17 protein-coding genes are annotated in these 21,128 nt (G+C 34.0%); 16 read left to right on the top strand and 1 reads right to left on the bottom strand.

The genetic code is table 11. The features are described 5' to 3' along the window. Positions 1-5 precede the first annotated feature (5 nt). The 13 genes from sov (at position 6) to ACNQGN_RS04980 (ending at position 16,285) form a co-directional block, all read left to right on the top strand. The gene (sov, locus tag ACNQGN_RS05040; protein WP_417986758.1) at positions 6-7,157 is read left to right on the top strand and encodes a T9SS outer membrane translocon Sov/SprA; all 7,152 of its coding nucleotides are present in this window, start codon (positions 6-8) and stop codon (positions 7,155-7,157) included. A 94-nt stretch (positions 7,158-7,251) separates the two neighbouring features. Then, positions 7,252-7,632 carry a glycine cleavage system protein GcvH gene (gcvH, locus tag ACNQGN_RS05035; protein ID WP_417986757.1) on the top strand — a complete coding sequence of 127 codons (381 nt, stop codon included), beginning with the start codon at positions 7,252-7,254 and terminating at the stop codon, positions 7,630-7,632. Then, positions 7,625-8,008, top strand: coding sequence for a VanZ family protein (locus ACNQGN_RS05030; RefSeq protein ID WP_417986756.1), 384 nt, complete (start codon positions 7,625-7,627; stop codon positions 8,006-8,008). The genes gcvH and ACNQGN_RS05030 overlap by 8 nt, the downstream gene beginning before the upstream one ends. A 186-nt stretch (positions 8,009-8,194) precedes the next feature. Beyond that, complete coding sequence (gene deoC, locus ACNQGN_RS05025) at positions 8,195-8,938, top strand: deoxyribose-phosphate aldolase (RefSeq protein WP_417986755.1); 744 nt, start codon at positions 8,195-8,197, stop codon at positions 8,936-8,938. A gap of 18 nt (positions 8,939-8,956) precedes the next feature. Next, a complete protein-coding gene (locus ACNQGN_RS05020; protein ID WP_417986754.1) occupies positions 8,957-11,080 on the top strand; it encodes a gliding motility protein RemB in 2,124 nt (707 codons plus the stop codon). Positions 11,081-11,186: 106 nt separating this feature from the next. Beyond that, a complete protein-coding gene (gene cyoE, locus ACNQGN_RS05015) occupies positions 11,187-12,089 on the top strand; it encodes a heme o synthase (RefSeq protein WP_417986753.1) in 903 nt (300 codons plus the stop codon). 2 nt (positions 12,090-12,091) lie between these two features. Continuing rightward, complete coding sequence (locus tag ACNQGN_RS05010) at positions 12,092-12,679, top strand: cytochrome c oxidase subunit 3 (RefSeq protein ID WP_417986752.1); 588 nt, start codon at positions 12,092-12,094, stop codon at positions 12,677-12,679. 42 nt (positions 12,680-12,721) lie between these two features. Further along, positions 12,722-13,699, top strand: a complete 978-nt coding sequence (locus ACNQGN_RS05005) for a cytochrome c oxidase subunit 3 (protein WP_417986751.1) — start codon at positions 12,722-12,724, stop codon at positions 13,697-13,699. Between the two features lie 18 nt (positions 13,700-13,717). Continuing rightward, complete coding sequence (locus ACNQGN_RS05000) at positions 13,718-14,068, top strand: cytochrome C oxidase subunit IV family protein (RefSeq protein ID WP_417986750.1); 351 nt, start codon at positions 13,718-13,720, stop codon at positions 14,066-14,068. Positions 14,069-14,143: 75 nt separating this feature from the next. Then, complete coding sequence (locus ACNQGN_RS04995; protein WP_417986749.1) at positions 14,144-14,785, top strand: hypothetical protein; 642 nt, start codon at positions 14,144-14,146, stop codon at positions 14,783-14,785. Between the two features lie 10 nt (positions 14,786-14,795). Next, positions 14,796-15,482, top strand: coding sequence for an SCO family protein (locus ACNQGN_RS04990; RefSeq protein WP_417986748.1), 687 nt, complete (start codon positions 14,796-14,798; stop codon positions 15,480-15,482). A gap of 1 nt (position 15,483) precedes the next feature. Beyond that, positions 15,484-16,026 carry a DUF420 domain-containing protein gene (locus tag ACNQGN_RS04985; RefSeq protein WP_417986747.1) on the top strand — a complete coding sequence of 181 codons (543 nt, stop codon included), beginning with the start codon at positions 15,484-15,486 and terminating at the stop codon, positions 16,024-16,026. Further along, positions 16,016-16,285: a hypothetical protein gene (locus ACNQGN_RS04980; protein WP_417986746.1), complete on the top strand. Its 270-nt coding sequence runs from the start codon at positions 16,016-16,018 to the stop codon at positions 16,283-16,285. Before ACNQGN_RS04985 ends, ACNQGN_RS04980 begins: the two co-directional genes overlap by 11 nt. A 16-nt stretch (positions 16,286-16,301) precedes the next feature. Here the strand turns inward: ACNQGN_RS04980 and ACNQGN_RS04975 are convergent, their stop codons facing one another. Beyond that, positions 16,302-17,708 (bottom strand): DUF4403 family protein, encoded by a 1,407-nt coding sequence (locus tag ACNQGN_RS04975; RefSeq protein ID WP_417986849.1) that lies wholly within the window; start codon positions 17,706-17,708, stop codon positions 16,302-16,304. Between the two features lie 174 nt (positions 17,709-17,882). Between ACNQGN_RS04975 and ACNQGN_RS04970 the strand changes: the two genes are divergently transcribed. From ACNQGN_RS04970 to ACNQGN_RS04960, 3 genes are read left to right on the top strand one after another with little or no spacing between them, the layout of a single operon-like run. Further along, positions 17,883-18,584, top strand: coding sequence for an ABC transporter ATP-binding protein (locus ACNQGN_RS04970; protein ID WP_417986745.1), 702 nt, complete (start codon positions 17,883-17,885; stop codon positions 18,582-18,584). Then, the gene (locus tag ACNQGN_RS04965) at positions 18,577-19,821 is read left to right on the top strand and encodes an ABC transporter permease (protein ID WP_417986744.1); all 1,245 of its coding nucleotides are present in this window, start codon (positions 18,577-18,579) and stop codon (positions 19,819-19,821) included. Before ACNQGN_RS04970 ends, ACNQGN_RS04965 begins: the two co-directional genes overlap by 8 nt. Before the next feature lie 3 nt (positions 19,822-19,824). Beyond that, on the top strand, positions 19,825-21,090 hold the full coding sequence (locus ACNQGN_RS04960; protein ID WP_417986743.1) for an ABC transporter permease: 1,266 nt from the start codon (positions 19,825-19,827) through the stop codon (positions 21,088-21,090). Positions 21,091-21,128 lie beyond the last annotated feature (38 nt).

Genomic DNA, 21,128 nt, shown 5'->3' with positions numbered 1-21,128 from the left:
ATTATATGCATAAAATTTGTATTTTTTTGCTAGTCATATTTTGTGGTTTTGTATCGCAAGCTCAGGTAACACCAGCCGCTCAGGATACAACTGTAACTGGTTTCTCTACAGGGAAAGTCCAGTTAAAAGATCCTCAAAGTGTTCTCTCTGCTTATACATATGACCCTATTACCGATAGGTATATTTATACCAATTCTGTAGATGGGTTTTCTGTTAACTATCCTATTATTTTAACTCCAAAAGAGTATGAAAGCTTGGTCTTGAAAGAATCTATGCGAGATTATTTCAAGAAAAAAGTAGATGCTATAGACGGAAAAAAAGAAGGTAGTGCAGCAGCTAAGAAAGATTTATTACCTAGGTATTATGTGAAATCAGGACTTTTTGAATCCATTTTCGGAAGCAATACCATCGATGTAAAACCAACTGGATCTATTGAACTGGATTTGGGAATGCGTTATACAAAACAAGATAACCCTTCGTTTTCGCCAAGAAACCGATCGAATCTTTCTTTCGATTTTGATCAAAGAATAAGTATGAGCTTAATGGGAAAAGTCGGAACGCGACTCAATGTAAATGCTAATTACGATACCCAGTCAACATTTGCTTTTCAAAATCTTATGAAGTTGGAATATGCTCCTTCAGAAGATGATATTATTCAAAAAATTGAAGTGGGGAATGTAAGTATGCCTTTGAATAGCTCGCTGATTAGAGGCGCGCAAAGTTTATTTGGTGTGAAAACACAATTACAATTTGGTAAAACTACTGTCACAGGTATATTTTCGGAACAGAAGTCCCAAACTAAAAGTTTAATTGCGCAAGGAGGAGGAACAATTCAGGACTTCGATATGTATGCGCTGGATTATGATAATGACAGACACTTTTTCTTGTCACAATATTTTAGAAACAGATACGATGCATCCTTAAAAAATTATCCTTTTATTGATAGCAGAGTTCAGATTTCAAGATTGGAGATTTGGGTTACCAACAAACAGAATCGTGTAAATACGACCAACAACAATCTAAGAAATATTATCGCGCTTCAGGATTTAGGGGAAGGGCAATTAACAGGTTTAGCAGATAATGAAGTGGTTGTGTTGGATCCTTCAACCGGGATATTTAACAATCAGGTAGATTCTCCTTCTGACAATTCAAATAATGATTACGATCCTGCACAAATCGCTGCCGGAAGTGGTTTGCTAAACAATAATATTCGTGAAATTGTAACTTCAAGTTCTGGATTTAATGTTACAGTAAGTGAAGGTCAGGACTATTCTAAATTGGAAAATGCTAGAAAATTGAATCCTAATGAGTATACTTTTAATACTCAATTAGGGTATATCTCATTACAGCAACGACTCGCTAATGATGAGGTTTTAGCTGTTGCCTATCAATATACAATTGGAGATAAAGTTTATCAGGTTGGTGAATTTGGTAATGACGGTGTAGATGCAACTGTTGTAACAGGAAATACTAACACATCAAATCAGGCAATTATTACGCAGAGTTTGATATTGAAAATGCTGAAAAGTAATTTGACCAATGTCAAAAATCCGGTTTGGAACCTAATGATGAAAAATATTTATCAGATTCCAGGGGCTTATCAAGTGAAACAGGAAGATTTCAGATTTAATATTCTTTATACGGATCCGTCTGCTTTAAATTATATTACTGAAGTTCCAGGAAGCCCTTTTCCAGCAAATCCTTCAAGAGAAAATGAAGTCGCTGAAACACCTTTGCTTAAAGTGTTTAATTTAGACAAACTGAATTACAATAATGATCCACAAGCGGGCGGGGATGGTTTTTTTGATTTTATGCAAGGCTTGACAATAGATGCTCAAAACGGTAGAATAATATTTACAACTAAAGAGCCATTTGGAGAACTCCTGTTCTCTAAATTGTCAAACACAGGTTCAGGAGAACTTTACAATGATGTAAATACGTATAATCTTAATCAAAAAAAATATGTGTTCAGAAACATGTATCGTAATACACAATCCGGGGCTTTACAAGATAGTGAAAAGAATAAATTCCTATTAAGAGGAAAATACAAATCCACTGGTGGTGACGGAATACCTATTGGTGCTTTCAATGTTCCCCGAGGTTCAGTTGTAGTTACTGCCGGAGGACGAGTTCTGGTAGAAGGAGTTGATTATAGTGTGAATTATCAATTGGGAAGAGTTCAGATTCTAGATCCATCTCTTCAAGCTTCCAATACGCCTATTGAAGTTTCGTTGGAAAATAATTCAATTTTTGGTCAGCAAACCAGACGGTTTATGGGTGTCAATGTAGAGCATAAAATTTCTGATAATTTTCTGGTTGGAGCGACTTTTTTAAAAATGACTGAAAGACCATTTACCCAAAAATCCAGTTTTGGTCAGGAATCTGTAAATAATACTATTTATGGATTTAATTCCAATTTTTCTACTGAAGTTCCCTTCTTAACCCGATTAGTGAATAAATTGCCTAATCTAGATACCGATGTGCCTTCTAATCTTTCTGTGAGAGGAGAAATTGCATTTTTGAAACCGGATTCCCCAAAAGCAGATCGTTTTGAAGGAGAGTCAACTATTTACGTAGATGATTTTGAAGGTTCGCAATCGACCATCGATATGCGTTCTCCGTATTCTTGGAGTTTGTCATCAACTCCGGAGAAAAATGCCAGAAGCACTTATGACTTTAATGCAAGCGCTAACGATTTGAGCTATGGTTTTAAAAGGGCTAAGTTGTCATGGTACTCCATAGATCCTTTGTTTTATACTCAAAAGCCATCTGGAATTTCAAATGAAGAATTGTCTTTTAATACTACCAGAAGAATTTTCAGTGAAGAACTTTATCCTTTAACAGATATTGCACAAGGACAATCCCAAGTTGTTAATACATTGGATTTAAGTTATTATCCTTCTGACAGGGGACCTTATAATAATAGTTTGAATGTGTCTACAAATCCGACAGATAATTTTGGAGGGATAATGAGGTCTTTAAATTCTACTAATTTCGAACAAGGAAATGTAGAATATATTCAGTTTTGGATATTAGATCCTTATGTAGGTAGCGGTGAAATACCGCAATCAAACACGGGTAAAATTTACTTTAATTTAGGTGAAGTCTCTGAGGATGTATTAAAAGATGGAAGAAAACAATATGAAAACGGACTTGGCCCAGATCAAATAGTAGCGAATCCACAATCGATTTGGGGAGATGTGCCTGCATCACAATCTTTAATTTATGCTTTTGATGCCAATGCCGATAATAGAACTAACCAGGATGTGGGTTTAGATGGTTTGGATAATGCCAAAGAAGGTGTGGTTTACAGTAATTTTGCGTCAGAAGCTGATCCTGCAGCAGATGACTATACCTATTATTTAAATGCTTCAGGGAATGTTATTGACCGATATAAAATGTACAATGGTGTAGATGGAAACTCCGCTGTTGATATTAACGATCCTAATCGAGGTTCTTCTACGGTGCCTGATGTCGAAGATATTAATAGAGATAACACTATGAATACAATCAATGCGTATTATGAGTATAGTATTGATGTTAAGCCTAATATGAGTATCGGACAAAATTACATTACTGATATAAGAAGTACCCAAGTTACGTTGGCAAATGGGGCGATTACTGACGCAAGGTGGATTCAGTTTAAAATACCTGTTTCGCAACCGGAAAACACTATTGGAAATATCTCCGATTTTAGATCAATTCGTTTCATGAGAATGTTTATGACGGGTTTTAATGATCAGGTAACAGTTCGTTTTGGAGCGCTGGATTTGGTAAGAGGAGAATGGAGAAGATATGCCAATACACTTGATTTTAATGATACGAATGTTGCTGATGACGAAACTACTTTAGATGTGTTAGCTGTGAATGTTCAGGAAAATAATGAAAGATGCCCTGTGAATTACATCACTCCTCCAGGGGTGGTTAGAGAACAGTTGTACAACAATAATACTGTTATCAACCAGAATGAACAATCTTTGTCTTTAAGGGTGTCTGGTGATGGATTAGAGCCAGAAGATTCAAGAGCTGTTTTTAAAAATGTAAGTATAGACATGCGTCAGTTTAAAAAATTGAAAATGTTTTTACATGCCGAATCTTTGCCAAATGAAATTGCGCTTCGGGATAATCAAATGGTAGGTTTTATTCGTTTTGGAAATGATTTCACACAGAATTTTTATCAAATAGAAATCCCCTTAAAAGTTACGGTTCCTTCTTCAGCGTCTAGTACTGATTGTGCTGCTTTAAGTGCCGAAGCAGTCTGGCCTGAAGATAATGAAATAGATTTGTCACTGGCATTATTGACCAAATTGAAGATTCTGGCTATGAGCATTGACCCAAGCACACTTCCATTGGATGGCATTTATTATCAAAACGAAGAGGAACTAGATCCTTCTTTGGCGAATAAAAATAACAAACTGAGATTGGGTATAAAAGGAAATCCTAATTTTGGTTTGGCCCGAACATTAATGGTTGGTGTAAAAAGTAACGAAACCCATCAAGATGTTAAAGGAGAAGTTTGGTTCAATGAATTGCGTTTAGCCGATATGGATAATCAAGGCGGGATGGCCGCCGTGTTAAATGTAGATTCAAATTTTGCTGATTTTGCTACAGTTTCTGCCACAGGTAAAAAAAGTACGATTGGTTTTGGAGCATTAGAAGAAGGCCCAAATGAAAGAAATCGTGAGGATACTAAACAATATAATATAGTAACTAATGTCAATTTGGGGAAATTATTGCCTCCAAAATGGGGTATTAATCTGCCGTTTAATTATGCCATTGGAGAAGAAACCATTACTCCAGAATATGATCCTTTTAATCAGGACATCAAATTAAAACAGTTGCTGGCAAATACCACTGACCAAGCCGAAAAAGAGAATATTGAAAGAAGAGCTATTGATTATACGAAACGACAAAGCATCAATTTTATCGGGGTTAGAAAGGAAAGAAGTCCAGAGCAGAAACAACGTGTTTATGACCCTGAGAACTTCACTTTCTCACAGTCTTTTAACCAGGTAGAGCGACATGATTTTGAAATAGAGGATTATGTTGATCAGCAGGCAAATTCATCTGTTGATTATGCGTATAGTTTTCAGCCAAAACCTGTCGAGCCGTTCAAGAAAACAGCTTTCATGAAAAAAAGTGATTATTGGAAATTACTGAGTGATTTCAACTTTAATTACCTGCCTTCGAATATTTCTTTTAATACTAATATTATCAGACAGTACAATCGTCAGCAATTTAGACAAGTTGATGTAGAAGGAATTGGTTTAGATCCATTGTACCGAAGAAATTTTGCATTCAATTATCAGTATGGTTTTAATTATAATTTGACAAAGGCCTTAAAATTGAATTATACAGCTTCTTCCAGTAATATCGTAAAAAGCTATTTGAACGAAGACAATGAGCCTATCGATAGTTTTACGATATGGGATAGTTATTGGGATATGGGAGATCCTAATCAGCACATGCAACAATTGGTTGTGAATTATGAAATACCCATTAATAAAATTCCAATGTTTAGTTTTATTAAAGCGAACTATTCGTATACAGGGGATTACAGCTGGCAGCGTTCCTCTAATGCTTTGTCTCAAATAGAAATAGAAGGAAATAGCTATAATTTAGGGAATACGGTTCAAAATGCAAGTTCACATATTTTGAATGGGACATTCAATATGGATGCGTTTTATAAGTATTTGGGCTTAACAAAAAACACAAATAAACCAGCAGTTAAACCTAAAACTGCTGCTCCAAAACCTGGGGAAAAAATTGTGAATACTAATACACAGCAAATTGCAAAAAGCAATGAGTTTGTAGATGGTTTGATTGGGGTTTTAACGAGCATTAAAAATGTTCAAATGAATTACACTGAAAACAGTGGTACAATTCTGCCAGGATACACACCGGGTGTAGGATTCCTGGGTTCATCAAGACCTTCTTTAGGGTTTATTTTTGGAAGTCAGGATGACGTTCGATATGAAGCTGCTAAGAACGGATGGCTTACCAATTACCCTGATTTTAATCAAAATTACTCACAAGTTATCAATAGGTTATTTAAAGCTACAGCTAATGTGGATTTGTTACCAGATTTAAAAGTTGATTTATCATTGGACAGAGCCTATTCCAAAAACTTTTCAGAACAATATGATGTTACCGATGGACAATATAATTCACGATCACCATACAGTTACGGTCTTTTTTCGATCTCTACGGTTTTAATTAAAACATCTTTTTCAACCAGTGATGAAAATGAATCTGCTGCTTTTGAAGATTTTAGAAATAATAGACTTGCAGTTGCTAATCGGTTGGCAACGCAACGTGGGATAGATATCAATAATCCGGCAAATCTTGATGCTGAAGGCTTTCCGTTAGGGTATGGTAAAAATAACCAGGCAGTATTGTTGCCTGCTTTTTTAGCAGCTTACTCGGGATCTAACGCGTCAGATGTTTCACTTGGAATTTTTAGGAATTTTCCAATACCAAACTGGGCTGTAAAATACAATGGACTGATGCGTTATGCTTTTTTTAAAAAGAATTTCAAACGCTTTTCCATGCAACACAATTATCGGGCTTCCTACACCATTAATGCGTTTAGGTCTAATTTTGAGTATGATAAAACACCGAACGGCGTTGATGCAAGCGGTAATTTTTTCAATAGAACGATTATGTCGAACATCAATTTAGTGGAGCAATTCAGTCCCCTTATAAGAATGGATTTTGAATTGAAAAGTTCATTAAAAGTACTTACAGAAATAAAAAGAGACAGAGCGCTATCAATGAGTTTTGACAATAATCTATTGACAGAAGTAAAAGGAGTTGAATATATTGTAGGGCTTGGCTATCGATTTAAAGATGTGATTTTCTCTTCCAGATTGGCGGACAACCCAACGGGAATTATAAAAAGCGATATTAACTTGAAAGGAGATCTTTCCTATCGAAATAATCAAACGATTGTCAGATATTTAGATTATGATAACAATCAATTGGCGGGAGGGCAAAATATTTGGTCTTTAAAGATTACCGCTGATTATGCTTTTAGTAAAAATTTGACTGCGATTTTCTATTATGACCATTCATTTTCGAAAGCAGTAATATCAACTACTTTTCCTTTAACAAATATTAGATCTGGATTTACGATGCGTTATAATTTTGGGAATTAATTTTTTTAAAATCTAAACAAGATTTGAATTGAGATTGTTACATTTGTCACATAAAATTTCGATTAACAATTAATAATTATCAATTAGTATTTATATGAACATACCAGCAAATTTAAAGTACACTAAAGATCATGAATGGATTAGTATTGACGGCGATATCGCAACCGTTGGAATTACTGATTTTGCACAAAAAGAATTAGGGGATATCGTATATGTTGAAGTGGAAACTTTAGATCAGACTTTAGAAAAAGATGAGGTTTTTGGAACTGTTGAAGCGGTAAAAACCGTTTCTGATTTGTTTCTTCCATTATCAGGTGAAATTATCGAGTTTAATGACGCTTTGGAAAACACACCGGAAAGTGTAAATTCTGATCCCTATGGAGCGGGATGGATGATAAAAATAAAAATTTCAAACGAAGCAGAAATTGATTCATTGCTTTCAAGTGAATCATACAAAGAGCTTATTGGTGCCTAAACAATTCTATTTTTGGACAGCTTTATCTTGGACTGGAATAATAGTTTTTTTTTGTTTAGTAAAATCAAGCGCTATTCCTGTTGTTCGTATTTCAAATTTAGATAAAATTGTTCATGCGTTTTTTCATTTAGTGTTAACATCTCTTTGGTTTTTGTTTTTTAAGAAGCATTTAAATAGTTCAAATATTTTTAAGCCTTTGTTAGCGGCATTTTTGATTTCTGTTTTTTTTGGAATAGGGATTGAAATAGCACAGGAGTTATTTACAAAAACTAGGAAGGGAGATTTATTGGATGTGTTAGCAAATTCATCAGGAACAACTCTCGCTGTTTGTTTGCTTCTGTTTTTTAATAAGTACGCTAATTTAAATAAAGTTTGATATGGATTACAATCCCACTTCGGTGGGATTTTTTTATAGTACAAAAAGAATTTATTTTTTTTTACAATCAATAATTTATAAAATAACATTGCATCTTTACGAAGTAGTCACTAATAGTAATTAAATGTGAATTTAAAATGTATTTTTGCTAATAGACTTTAATGATATCATGAAATCATAAGAAAAATGAATATTAAACAATATTTAGATTCTACTTATTTAAAAACGGCATCGCAAGCAGGTCTTAGTGAAGCTGATACAATTAGTGTTGTTAAAGAATTCATTCAGGAAGGCATAGATGAGCATTTTAAGCTGATCATGATTCGGCCGAATATGGTTTCTATGGCAAAAAAAATGATTGTCGACGCCAATTCTAATTTACAAATAGGGACCGTGATTGATTTTCCGGAAGGGAAGTCAAGTGTAAATGAAAAACTTTCAGAAGCGATTCAGGCGATTGAAGATGGAGCTGATGATTTGGATTTCGTTTGTAATTACCAGGCATTTAAAAAAGGAGATGTTGATTTGGTTAAAGAAGAGATTTTGAAATGTACACTTTTGGGACTTGAAAATAATAAGGTCGTAAAGTGGATTATTGAAGTGGCAGCACTTGATGATAAACAGATTATACAATTGTCTGCCTTGATAAAAAATAGTGTTATTTCAAATTTTAAAGAAGAATTGTATCAATCGGTTTTTGTAAAGTCATCAACAGGCTTTTACAAAACAGAAAATAATTTACCAAATGGTGCGACAATTCACTCGATTATTATTATGTTGGAAAATGCTTCGCCGCTTCCTGTAAAAGCGGCAGGTGGAGTAAGGACTTATGAAGAGGCTGTTGAAATGATTCGATTAGGAGTAAAACGGATCGGAACATCGGGAGCAAAAGCAATTGCAAATGGGCAAAATTCACAAACTGATTACTAAATTCACAAAGAAAAAAGCATGAAAAAAGGTTTGTCAACATTACTTTTATCATTTTATTCCTTTTTTATTTATTCGCAAGAAATAAATAATAGCGCAATACAGTCAGCTGCATCGGCCGAACGATTTCCTGTTTTTTTGAATTGTGAAAACTTGCAATCTAAGGAATTAGAAAATTGTTTTTATTATCAAGTTCAAAATTTTGTGTTTCAAAATTTTGAAGTTCATGAAAATCTTAAACAAAATAATTTTAAGGGAAGTGTAGAGGTTCTTTTTGAAGTAGATAGTAACGGTGTTTTTAAAGTGATTTATGTTAATGCCATTGATGAAGAGTTAATAAAAGAAACTAAACGGGTTTTTGGCGTATTTCCTAAAATAAAACCGTCAACTTATAACGGGAAGCCAACCTATTCCAAATATACAATAGCAATTGCTATTCCGTTAAGAAGTCCGAAGCAACTGGCTTCAGAAGCACTTGCTCGCGCAGAAATTTTGCCAAATAAAACAAAACAACTTACGGAATTAGATAGTATCGTTTATAAAAAGTTTAATAATCCAGAGTTTGAAAGTCATTTGAATATTCCTTTTTCACACAGTTATTATGCTCAATTTGACGCTTCTTTAAATCAAGTTGGCAGTAATAATCATACTGCATCAAAACCTTATACTTATGCCGAAGTTTCAAAGTATTATGATCTTAAAGCGGTAAACAATAAACTTAGGAAGAATGTTTCTGGCTGGTGGGCTAGAAAATTATGGAATGAAAATACGGTTGAAATTCAAGGTGATGGATATTGGTTTACGTTAAATCCTATATTGGATTTGCAGGTTGGAAAAGCATCTCAAACAAAAGCGAATTATACTTATGTAAATACGCGGGCAATCAATTTTCGTGGTGGATTAGGGAAGCAGCTTAATTTTACCACTACAGTTTTTGAAAGTCAGGGGCGATTTGCAGATTATTTTAATCGTTATGCAGAATCGATAAAGCCTGCAGGTGGGAATCCTGCGATTATTCCGGGTATGGGAATTGCTAAAGATTTCAAAACTGATGCGTATGATTTTCCTTTGGCGGAAGCCAATATAACCTTTACGCCAAGTAAATATTTTGACTTGCAATTGGGTTATGGAAGAAATTTTATTGGAGATGGATATCGTTCTTTATTGGAAAGTGATGCCGCGAGTCCGTATCCCTATTTTAAATTAAATACTAATTTTTGGAAAATAAAATATACTAATACTTACATGTGGCTGAAAGATGTTCGACCTGAGGTAACACTTGAAAGAACCTATGCAACAAAGTTTATGGCAAATCATTACTTAAGTTGGAATGTATCGAATAAATTGAATCTTGGTTTCTTTGAATCTGTAATCTGGACCAATACGAATGATAGAGGATTTGATGTGAGTTTTGTAAATCCAATTATTTTTTATCGTTCCGTTGAATTTGCTTCTTCTGCCAGAACTGGAAATGCGGTTTTAGGGTTGACCTATAAATACAAATGGAATAATCAAATAAATCTATACGGACAATTTATTCTTGATGAATTTTCTCTTGGAGATATTAAAGCAAGGGATAACAGTTGGAAAAATAAATACGGTTATCAATTAGGAGTTAAGTATTATAATGCTTTTAAAGTAGATGACTTATTAATGCAGCTAGAATACAATCACGTCCGACCTTATTTGTATTCGCATAGTGTTCCAATTACAAATTATGGTCATAATAACCAGAGCATAGGACATCAATGGGGAGGAAATTTCAAGGAGTTTATTGCCATAGTCCGTTATCATAAAGACAGGTATTTTGCTGATGCAAAAATTACTGTGGGAACCCGTGGATTGGATTTTGATACTGCGGAAGACAGCTATAATTACGGAGGGAATATTTATAAAGATTACGACGAAAATAGAGCTTTCGATAGTGGTGTGAAAGTAGGGCAGGGAAATAAAACGGCTGTTTTTATTACAGATATTCAGGCAGGTTATTTGATAAATCCAGTAACTAATCTAAAAGTTTTTGGAAGTTATATTTATCGAAGTTTTGATCCGAATAAAAATACAGCAACTACTTTCAATGAAAGTACAAATTGGTTTACTTTAGGGATACGTTCCGATGTTTTTAATTGGTATTTTGATTATTAGTTTTTATTATATTTTTAAAAAAGCTTTTTTATGAATTGTTTTTTGCCAAATCCCTTTTGATACCCTACTTTTGCAAAAGTTTTTACAAAGCAAATAAACAGTAGCATTGGACGCAACACAAAATTCCCTTTCATTAAAATCTATTTATATTGATTTCCGCGAAATAACTAAAGCGCGACTAGCTGTTAGCGTTGTGTTTTCGTCTATTGCGGGTTTTATGCTTGGGATTTTTGACATTCACTCTTTTAGTTGGATGACATTGTTGAAATTAGCCATTGGTGGCTATTGTATGGTGGGCGCTTCTAATGCTTTTAATCAGGTTATTGAAAAAGATTTAGATGCTTTGATGGATCGAACGAAAAATCGTCCCGTTCCTGCAGGGAGAATGTCTCAAAGTACAGCTTTGATTATTGCTAGTCTTCTTACTGTTATTGGAATCGTTCTACTTTATACAATTAACCCTAAAACGGCCATGTTTGGTGCGATTTCGATATTCCTTTATACCAGTGTTTATACGCCATTAAAAACTATGACATCCTTGTCTGTTTTTGTAGGCGCCTTTCCAGGAGCAATTCCTTTTATGTTAGGTTGGGTTGCTGCAACAGGAGAGTTTGGAATAGAAGCAGGAACATTATTTTTAATACAGTTTTTTTGGCAATTCCCACATTTTTGGGCTATTGGCTGGTTTTTATATGAAGATTATGAAAAAGCAGGTTTCTTTATGTTGCCTACTGGAAAAAAAGATAAAGGAACGGCTTTACAAATAATTTTATATACGGTTTGGCTTATTATAGCTTCGCTAATACCCGTTTTTGGTTATACGGGGCGTTTGTATATTACTCCGGTAACAGCAATAATTGTATTTTTACTAGGTATTTGGATGCTTTATTATGCAGTGCAATTGTATAAGGTAAGAACTGCAAAAGCAGCTAGGACCCTGATGCTGGTAAGTGTTTCTTATATAACATTGTTGCAATTAGTTTATATATTTGATAAATTTTTAAGATAATTATGGAAATGACAATGACAACAGACGAACATAAGTCTAGAACAGCGCGATCATACAAATTGATACTGTTATTTGCGATGGCTAGTATGACCATGATGTTTGCAGGACTTACAAGTGCATTCGTAGTGAGTAAATCCAGAGCCGACTGGTTAAAGGATTTTCAATTACCGACAGCATTTTATTATAGTACTTTAGCAATAATAGGGTGTAGTGTGATGTTTCATTTGGCTAAAAAAGCCATTCAAAAAGACAATCAAAATGCAACTACTAAATTTCTTTTTGCTACTTTGGTATTGGGGATATTATTTGTAATTTTACAATTTGTAGGTTTTGGACAGATAGTGGAAAACGGCTATTATTTCACTGGAAGTGGAAGCTCAATCACAACGACTTTTTTGTATGTTGTAACGGTTGTGCACATGATTCATCTTGCTGGTGGGGTAATTTCACTGCTAATTATAATTTATAATCATTTTAAACAAAAATACAATTCAACTCAAACCCTTGGAATAGAACTAGGTGCAATGTACTGGCACTTTCTTGATCTATTATGGGTTTATTTGTTTTTGTTTTTATATTTCTTTAAATAAGAAAAAAACGTAAATTTGGGAACTTTTTAACGAATAACTTTTATGGAAGCGACAGTTACTACTGCAAATAGTGAAGAAAAAACTTGGGGAGGCGGCAATGAGCCAATGGGAGCAAGTTATGGCAAATTAATGATGTGGTTTTTTATCGTATCAGATGCCTTAACGTTCTCTGGATTTCTAGCGGCGTATGGTTTTTCTAGATTTAAATTTATTGAAACATGGCCTTTGGCCGATGAAGTGTTTACTCACTTTCCATTTATGCATGGCGTATCTGCTCCAATGTATTATGTGGCATTAATGACTTTTATTTTGATTTTTTCATCAGTAACAATGGTTTTGGCTGTTGATGCAGGTCATCAAATGAAAAAAAATAAAGTTGTTATTTATATGTTTTTAACCATTATCGGAGGTTTGATTTTCGTTGGATCTCAAGCTTGGGAATGGAAAAATTTTATAAAGGGAGAGTATGGTGCAATTGAAACAAAAGGAGGTAGTTTACTTCAGTTTGTTGATAAGGAAGGGCATCGAGTAGCTCTTGCTGATTTTGCAGCGGCTTTACCGGAAGAAAGAGAACGATTGACTCGAAATACGGGAAATTGGTTTATGAGTGAGTCGGCGTTGCCTTCTTATTCTGTAGCTGAAGTTCAAGCAGGTTTCAAAGCACATCCTGATCTTTTGATCAGAACTGAGGTGATAACCAAAGAAAAACGAAAAACAGTTCTTTCGAGAGAAGAATCTGAATTGAGATTGAGTCAGGCCAGCTATGTAGTAGAAGGTGCTAACTTAACTAGAAACGAATACGGAAGTAAATTATTCGCCGATTTCTTTTTCTTTATAACAGGGTTTCACGGTTTTCACGTATTTTCAGGAGTAATAATAAATATCATTATATTTTTTAATGTATTAGTTGGAACTTACGAAAAAAGAAAAAGCTATGAAATGGTAGAGAAAGTGGGGCTTTACTGGCACTTTGTTGATTTAGTTTGGGTATTTGTATTTACAGTTTTCTATCTCGTTTAATTTCAAAAAGTAATTATCATGTCACACGAACACGTATCTAATACAGGTAGAATCTGGAAAGTTTTCGGAATATTGTCTGCCGTAACAATAATAGAAGTTTATCTTGGTATTTTGAAACCAGATTTTCTTAACATGAACAATTTTTTAAGTATGAATTTACTTAATTGGATATTTTATGCTCTTACCATTTTTAAGGCATACTATATTGTATGGGCTTTTATGCACATGGAAGGAGAAAAAAGTACTTTAAAAAGTGCAGTTGTTTACCCAGTAATTTTTCTGATATTATATTTGCTCTTCATTCTTTTGACCGAAGGGAATTATATTTATGAGGTTTTTAAGAATTCCACTATTAAATGGAATTTTTAACAAGATATTAATTCAAAAAAAGGGTACGCATTGCGTACCTTTTTTTATTTTTGTACTTTAAATTTTATCATTGAAATGAAAAAAAATATTGTTCTATTTGTCCTTTTTATTTTACCTATTGTTGCCTATCTTTTTTTTGCATCTGGTGTCAATAGTTTTACTAAATTACCTATCATAACTCCAAAAACCACTGATTTTGGTAATTGGCAATCTTTAGATGGAAAAAAAATCAGTTTGGACGGGAAAGTCACTATTCTTGGTTTCTCGGGCACAGAACTTTTAAAAAACAGAGGAAATTTTTTCAATCTAAATCAAAAAATTTATCAAAGGTATCATGATTTCAAAGATTTGCAATTTGTCGTGATTTGTCCTATTGGGACTGAAAATGATGCTAAAAAAGTGATTGATGCTTTAGCCGCTTTTACCGATGTATCCCAATGGCATTTTCTTTTCACCTCTCCGCAAGAAATAAATGCGTATTATGATCAGTTAAAACTGGTAGGGAAATTAGATAAAAATTTAGGGACACCAAATGTATATATAATTGATAAAGAAAGAAATCTTAGAGGAAGGAAATTGGTAAAAGAATATAAAGAAGGCTATAATACGTTTCATCCTGCAGAGTTAAGTAATGAAATGTTAGATGATTTTAAAGTTATTCTTTATGAATATCGCGCTGCTCTTAAAAAAAACAATAATGCCACCAGAAAAATTTAATTTTTAGTTTATGCTTAAAAATAAATCATACATAGGAATTTCATTTATTATATTGATTTTCGGAATTTATGCGCTGCCCAAAATAATTGATAAAATTCAGAACAACGAAGTTGTAAAAGGGGATCGACTTGATAAAGTCAATTCGGTGCGTAAAGGCGCTGAGAAATTAGTCAAGATTGGTCCGGCACCAAAATTCGTATTAGAAAATCAGAATAATAAAACGATAACTAATGAGACCTACAAAGGGAAAGTGTACGTTTTGGAATTTTTCTTTTCAACTTGCCCAACAATTTGCCCGAAAATGAATGAGAGTATGTTGGCTATAGAAAAGAGTTTTTTTGGGAATCCTAATTTCGGGATTGTTTCTATTACGATCGATCCTTTACATGACACGCCGGAAGTATTAAAAAAGCATGCTGCTCTTTTAGGTGTTAAGTCTTCAAATTGGAATTTTCTGACAGGAGATAAAGCGTATATTTTTGATTTAGCCAATAAGGGATTTAATCTTTATGCGGGTGAAAATGCTAAGGTTACAGGGGGGTTTGAGCATTCGGGATTATTTGCCTTAATTGATAAAAATGGATATATTCGTTGCCGAAAGGATGATTTTGGAAATCCTATTTTGTATTATGATGGTTTAGATAAAAAAGGTGTACGAAACATACAGCAGGATATCAATATATTATTAGAAGAATAAAATGAAAGACAATTCATTAGAACAGAAATTCAATAAGTTTATAATCATTGTGTCGATTGTAATTCCGGTTGTAGTTGCGATTTTATTTGGCGTGAAGCTTAAAGATTTTGGATACAATGTTGAGCCTCTTTCCTTTTTGCCTCCAATTTACGCAACTGTCAATGGGTTGACAGCTCTTGTTTTAATTGCTGCAGTTGTTGCTATAAAAAAGGGTAAAAGAGTACTTCATGAAAGATTGATGACTTCGGCAATTTCTTTGTCCGTAGCTTTTCTTGTTATGTATGTAGCGTATCATATGACTGCTGATTCTGCCAAATTTGGAGGGGAGGGGACAATTAGATATGTGTATTTTTTTATTTTAATTACACACATCATTTTGTCCATTGCTATTATTCCGCTGGTTTTAATTACCTATGTTAGAGCTTTGTCGGAACGATTTGATACTCATAAAAAAATTGCTAAAATCACTTTCCCAATCTGGCTGTATGTAGCCGTTAGCGGAGTAGTTGTTTACTTAATGATTTCACCCTATTATGTATACTAAAGCCAAAAATCAGAATCCAGTAATTCAAAATAGTAGTAATACATTATTAGTTTGTATTTTTCTTTTAGTTTTTATTCTCTTTTCAGGATCTGCAAATGCACAATGTGCTATGTGCCGTGCTGCATTAACTAGTGAAGGAAATGCAACAAAAGCAGCAGCGGTAAACGATGGAATTGTCTATTTAATGATAGTTCCATATCTCCTTGTTGCAGGTATTGGTTACGCTATTTATAGAATGAAAAAGAATAAGTCTAAGTAGAATTATTCCTTTCATTTTATTTTAAACCATCTATTGCTATATTTACAACTCCCTTTGCCTTAATAAAAGCAATGATGGCCTGATTGGTTAGTTCAATTTTTTGGAATTGAATATCTTCCATTTTTCCATTTATATAAACACCTGGCATAGGCGAATAATTCTTCAGGTAATTCATCATGCTTTGTTTGCCTTCGTCTAAATTTGGTTTTATAGAGTACCGACAACTTTGCTGTATTTTTTTTAAAATTAATCCTTGAGCAAGCCAGTTGGCAGTACGCATTAATTTATTCTTTGTGTCTAAGGCGTACTCTAGTTTGTCAAAAAACACTTCTTTTGTTTTGTCACTATATTGTGGAAAACCAGTCAGATAGATAGTCCCGTCAACCGATCCCAAGACATCTAAAGCAATAATCATTTTGCCGTTCTTATGCCAAATAGCTACGCTTTGTACTTTAATTTTTTTATTTCCCGAGCCAAATTCCTGTCCGGAGAAATTTTTGGTCATTATTTTTGAAGCTTCCTGATAGGTAGAAACGGCAACAATATTTGCTGTTATTTCTTCAGGAATTTTAAGAACGGGTTTCAGAAGGATCTTATTTTTGTTAAATTTAGATTCTGGTTGTCGTCCTAACAATGTTTCCATGTTGCATTTCATTCCCATTCCCAGTATAAAAGTGTCGTTTTTTAATTTGACGCTTGTCGAATAAATTTCAAGAGGGACAATTCGAAGCCAGCTTTCATAAACGTCACTCATTTGAAAAGGGGTGCAGATTTTTTCTAATGCAGAAAGAACAGTAGGTTTAAAGTCCATAGATTTTGTTATCGCATCATCGATCTTTTTTTCGATTTTCGATTTGAAAAGCTTTATGCCAGGATTAATTAAGTAAGTGACGGGCATATTTTTTCCAAAAACTGTCATCGTTGGACTTTCATGCCAATCTAATGATTTAAGCTCGGTTTTTGTGTTTAGCTTCCAATTGATTAAATCCACATCACTTACCAAAGTGACAACACCATTAAGGTTGAATTCTTTAGTGTTGTATAAGTCAACACCTAGCTTTTTTGTGCCGATTCGGTATTTTACAATAGCTTTCAATGGTAAAATTGTTTTTATTCTTTCTCCGGAATTTTCGTGATCATTTTCGATAGTTATTGGAGCCAGCTTCCAAATCTTTATTTCAATGTCATCATCTTCAATAGTATTGTCCTCATAAATTAAACCATTCAAAAGCGAATTAGTTTGATTCTCAATATCCTTTAATTTTATAGTAATCGGTAAATTAATAACAGAGGGGATGTTTTCATAAACTAAAGGAACCGCGTCATCCGGTTCGGGTTTTAATGTAGCTAACTTTTGAGAAGTGGAGCACCCGGAAATCCATAAGGTAAGCGCAAGAATAAGTAGGATCGAAAAGAATTTCAGCATTTTATTTCAGTTTAAGAAAACAAAATTAACAAAACAATTCTTTTTTAGGATTAAACTGTAACATTTTCACGTCAATTAAGTCTTATGATTAAATTCCTCATAAGGGTATTAACGTTTTCTATAACAATTTCATTTGCAGGATAATTAATATTGATTTAAACAGACGTAGTTATGATTGAAATTAAAGACTTACATAAATCCTATAAAATGGGAAGTTCCGAATTACATGTGTTAAAAGGAATTAATTTCAATATCAAAGAAGGAGAATTGGTAGCCATTATGGGTTCGTCTGGTTCTGGTAAATCAACGTTGCTTAATATTCTGGGAATTCTTGATGAAGCCGATTCGGGGAATTATATTTTAGACAGTGTTCCAATTAAAAATCTCAATGAGACTATTGCTTCAAAATACCGAAATCAATTTCTTGGTTTTGTTTTTCAATCATTCAATCTGATAAATTATAAAAGCGCTTTGGATAATGTGGCTATGCCGTTGTATTATCAAGGTATCAAGAGAAAGGAACGGAATGAAATTGCGATGAGTTATCTTGAAAAAGTAGGTCTGGCATCTCATTCCCATCATTTGCCTAACGAACTTTCAGGAGGACAAAAGCAACGTGTTGCAATTGCAAGAGCCATGGCATCTAATCCGAAAGTATTATTGGCTGATGAGCCTACTGGTGCGTTGGACACGAAAACTTCTTATGAAGTAATGGAATTGATTCAAGGAATTAATGATGAAGGAAAAACGGTTTTAATCGTAACTCACGAACCTGACATTGCGGCCATGTGTAAAAGAAATGTGGTTTTAAAAGACGGATTGATTATTGACGATAAATTAGTGGAACAGGTCAGAGCTTCAGTTTATGTTTAATATAGAACGGTGGCAGGAAATTTTTGAGGCTATCGCCAAGAACAAGTTGAGAACTTTTCTCACGGGTATTTCTGTGGCTTCAGGAATTTTTATTTTGGTGATTCTTTTAGGGGTTGGTAAGGGGCTTCAAAACGGTATTTCAAAACAGTTTGAACGTGATGCTGATGGTATTATTGAAGTATGGTCCGGAACTACTACCAGAGAGTATAAGGGACTTAATCCTGGCAGAAAAATACAATTTCGCAATAGCGACTATGATATTACCGTCCAAAAATTTGGTGATCAACTGGAAAAAAAAGCGTCAACCTATAATTTCTGGAATGGTTTAATTTCGTACGGTAAAGAATCAGGAAATTATCAGTATCGTGGGGTATATCCGGACTATATTTTCATCGAAAATGGTACGATCATAAAAGGTAGGTTTATTAATAAAACTGATTTACTTAATAATGAAAAAGTAGCTGTCATTGGTCTAAAGATAAAGCAAGATTTATTCAAAGATAAAGAAGCGTTAGGACAGCAGATCGTTATTAATAATATCAATTTTAAAGTAGTAGGTGTTTTTACTGATCCCGCTGGTGAGAGAGAGGAAACGCGTGCTTACTTACCAATAACCACTACACAACGCACCTACGGGGGTGGTGATAAAATTAGCAATTTGTTTTATGTGTTAAACAAAAATGCTACATATGAGGAGGCTCTCGCACAGTCTACGAAGTTTTCAAACGAATTAAAGCAATTGCTTAAAAGCAAAAATATAATTGCCCCCGATGATGATAGTGGCATTACTGTGCATAATTCGGTTGAAAACGCCAAACAATTCTATGATTTGAATTTGTATATACGTTTGTTTTTTTGGTGGGTGGGTATTTGTACAATAATTGCCGGAGTTGTAGGTGTTAGTAATATTATGTTAATTATTGTGAAAGAGCGTACCAAAGAAATTGGAATCAGAAAAGCATTAGGAGCGTCTCCTATATCAATCATCGGAATGATATTGCACGAATCTATATTTATAACTTCAATTTCAGGATTTGTAGGTTTATTGGCAAGTTTGTCGCTACTGGAGCTAGTTGGTCCACAAGTAAAAAGCGATTATTTTCTAAATCCCGAAGTTGATTTTAGTGTGGCAATAACCACTTTAATTTTACTTGTATTAGCTGGAGCTATTGCAGGTTTCTTTCCGGCATATAGGGCCGCTAAAATAAAACCCATTGTTGCACTTAGAGACGAATAAATTATGTTTGACAGAGATAATTGGAACGAAATTTTAGAAGCGCTGACTGCTAATGTTTTCAGAACTATTCTGACGGCGTTTGGTGTTTTTTGGGGAATTTTTATTTTGGTAATATTACTTGCAGCTGGTAATGGCCTGGAGAATGGAGTAAAAAAAGGATTTGACGGGATTGCTACTAACACTATGTTTATGTGGACGCAAACTACGTCAAAACCCTATAAAGGATTACCAAAAACCCGGGAGTTTGATTTTAAAAATAGTGATGTTGATGCCTTAAAGCAAAAATTTCCTGATTTATTATATGTTTCTCCTAGAAATCAATTAGGTGGGTTTGAAGGGGCGAATAATGTGGTAAGAGGAACTAAAACTGCCGCTTATACTATTTATGGCGATTATCCCGAGCTCATTAAGCAGCAACCCATGGATATTATAAAAGGGCGTTTTGTCAATCAGCAAGACATCCTTTTGAAAAGAAAAGTGGCCGTTATAGGACAGGGTGTTATAGCAGAATTATATGAAAAAACGGAAGAAGTTATTGGGACTTACATAAAAATGAATGGGGTCAATTTCATGGTGGTTGGAGTTTACAACTCTAAAGCTCAAAATAATGGAAATTCAGAATCAGAACAAAAAAATATTTTTGTTCCTTTTACTGCTTTTCAACAGGCATTTAATTATGGAGACAGAGTAGGTTGGATGGCAATAACGGCAAATGACAATGTATCTATTACTAAACTTAAAGCAGGTATTATTGAACTTATTAAATCCAGACATTCCATACATCCTGATGATGAAAGAGCCGTAGGGAATTTTGATTTATTTCAGGAATTCAGCAAAGTGCAAGATTTGTTTTTAATTTTGAAATTCATAGCCTATTTTGTTGGTACACTTGTGTTGCTTTCGGGAGTTATTGGAATTTCAAATATCATGCTTATTGTTGTAAAAGAGCGGACGAAGGAAATAGGAATTCGAAGAGCTTTAGGGGCAACACCAGGGGCAATTCGTTCGCAAATAGTATCAGAATCAATTTTTTTAACTATAATAGCTGGAATGCTGGGCATTGCTGCTGCAACGGGAGTATTAGGAATTGTAAATGTGATCTTGGCTTCGATGCCTAGTGAAGGGATGATGTTTGCTAATCCGAGTGTTGATCTGACGGTAGTTTTTATCGCTTTAATAATATTGGTTGGTTCAGGTTTATTGGCAGGATTAATTCCAGCGCAAACAGCCATAAACGTGAAACCTGTAGACGCTTTAAGAACAGAATAAAAAAGGAATCAAAAAAATAATCGATTAAACAAATCAAG

It is taken from the genome of Flavobacterium rhamnosi, from assembly GCF_048286515.1.
Taxonomy (GTDB): domain Bacteria; phylum Bacteroidota; class Bacteroidia; order Flavobacteriales; family Flavobacteriaceae; genus Flavobacterium.
This window is presented reverse-complemented; position numbering and strand designations above follow the sequence as displayed.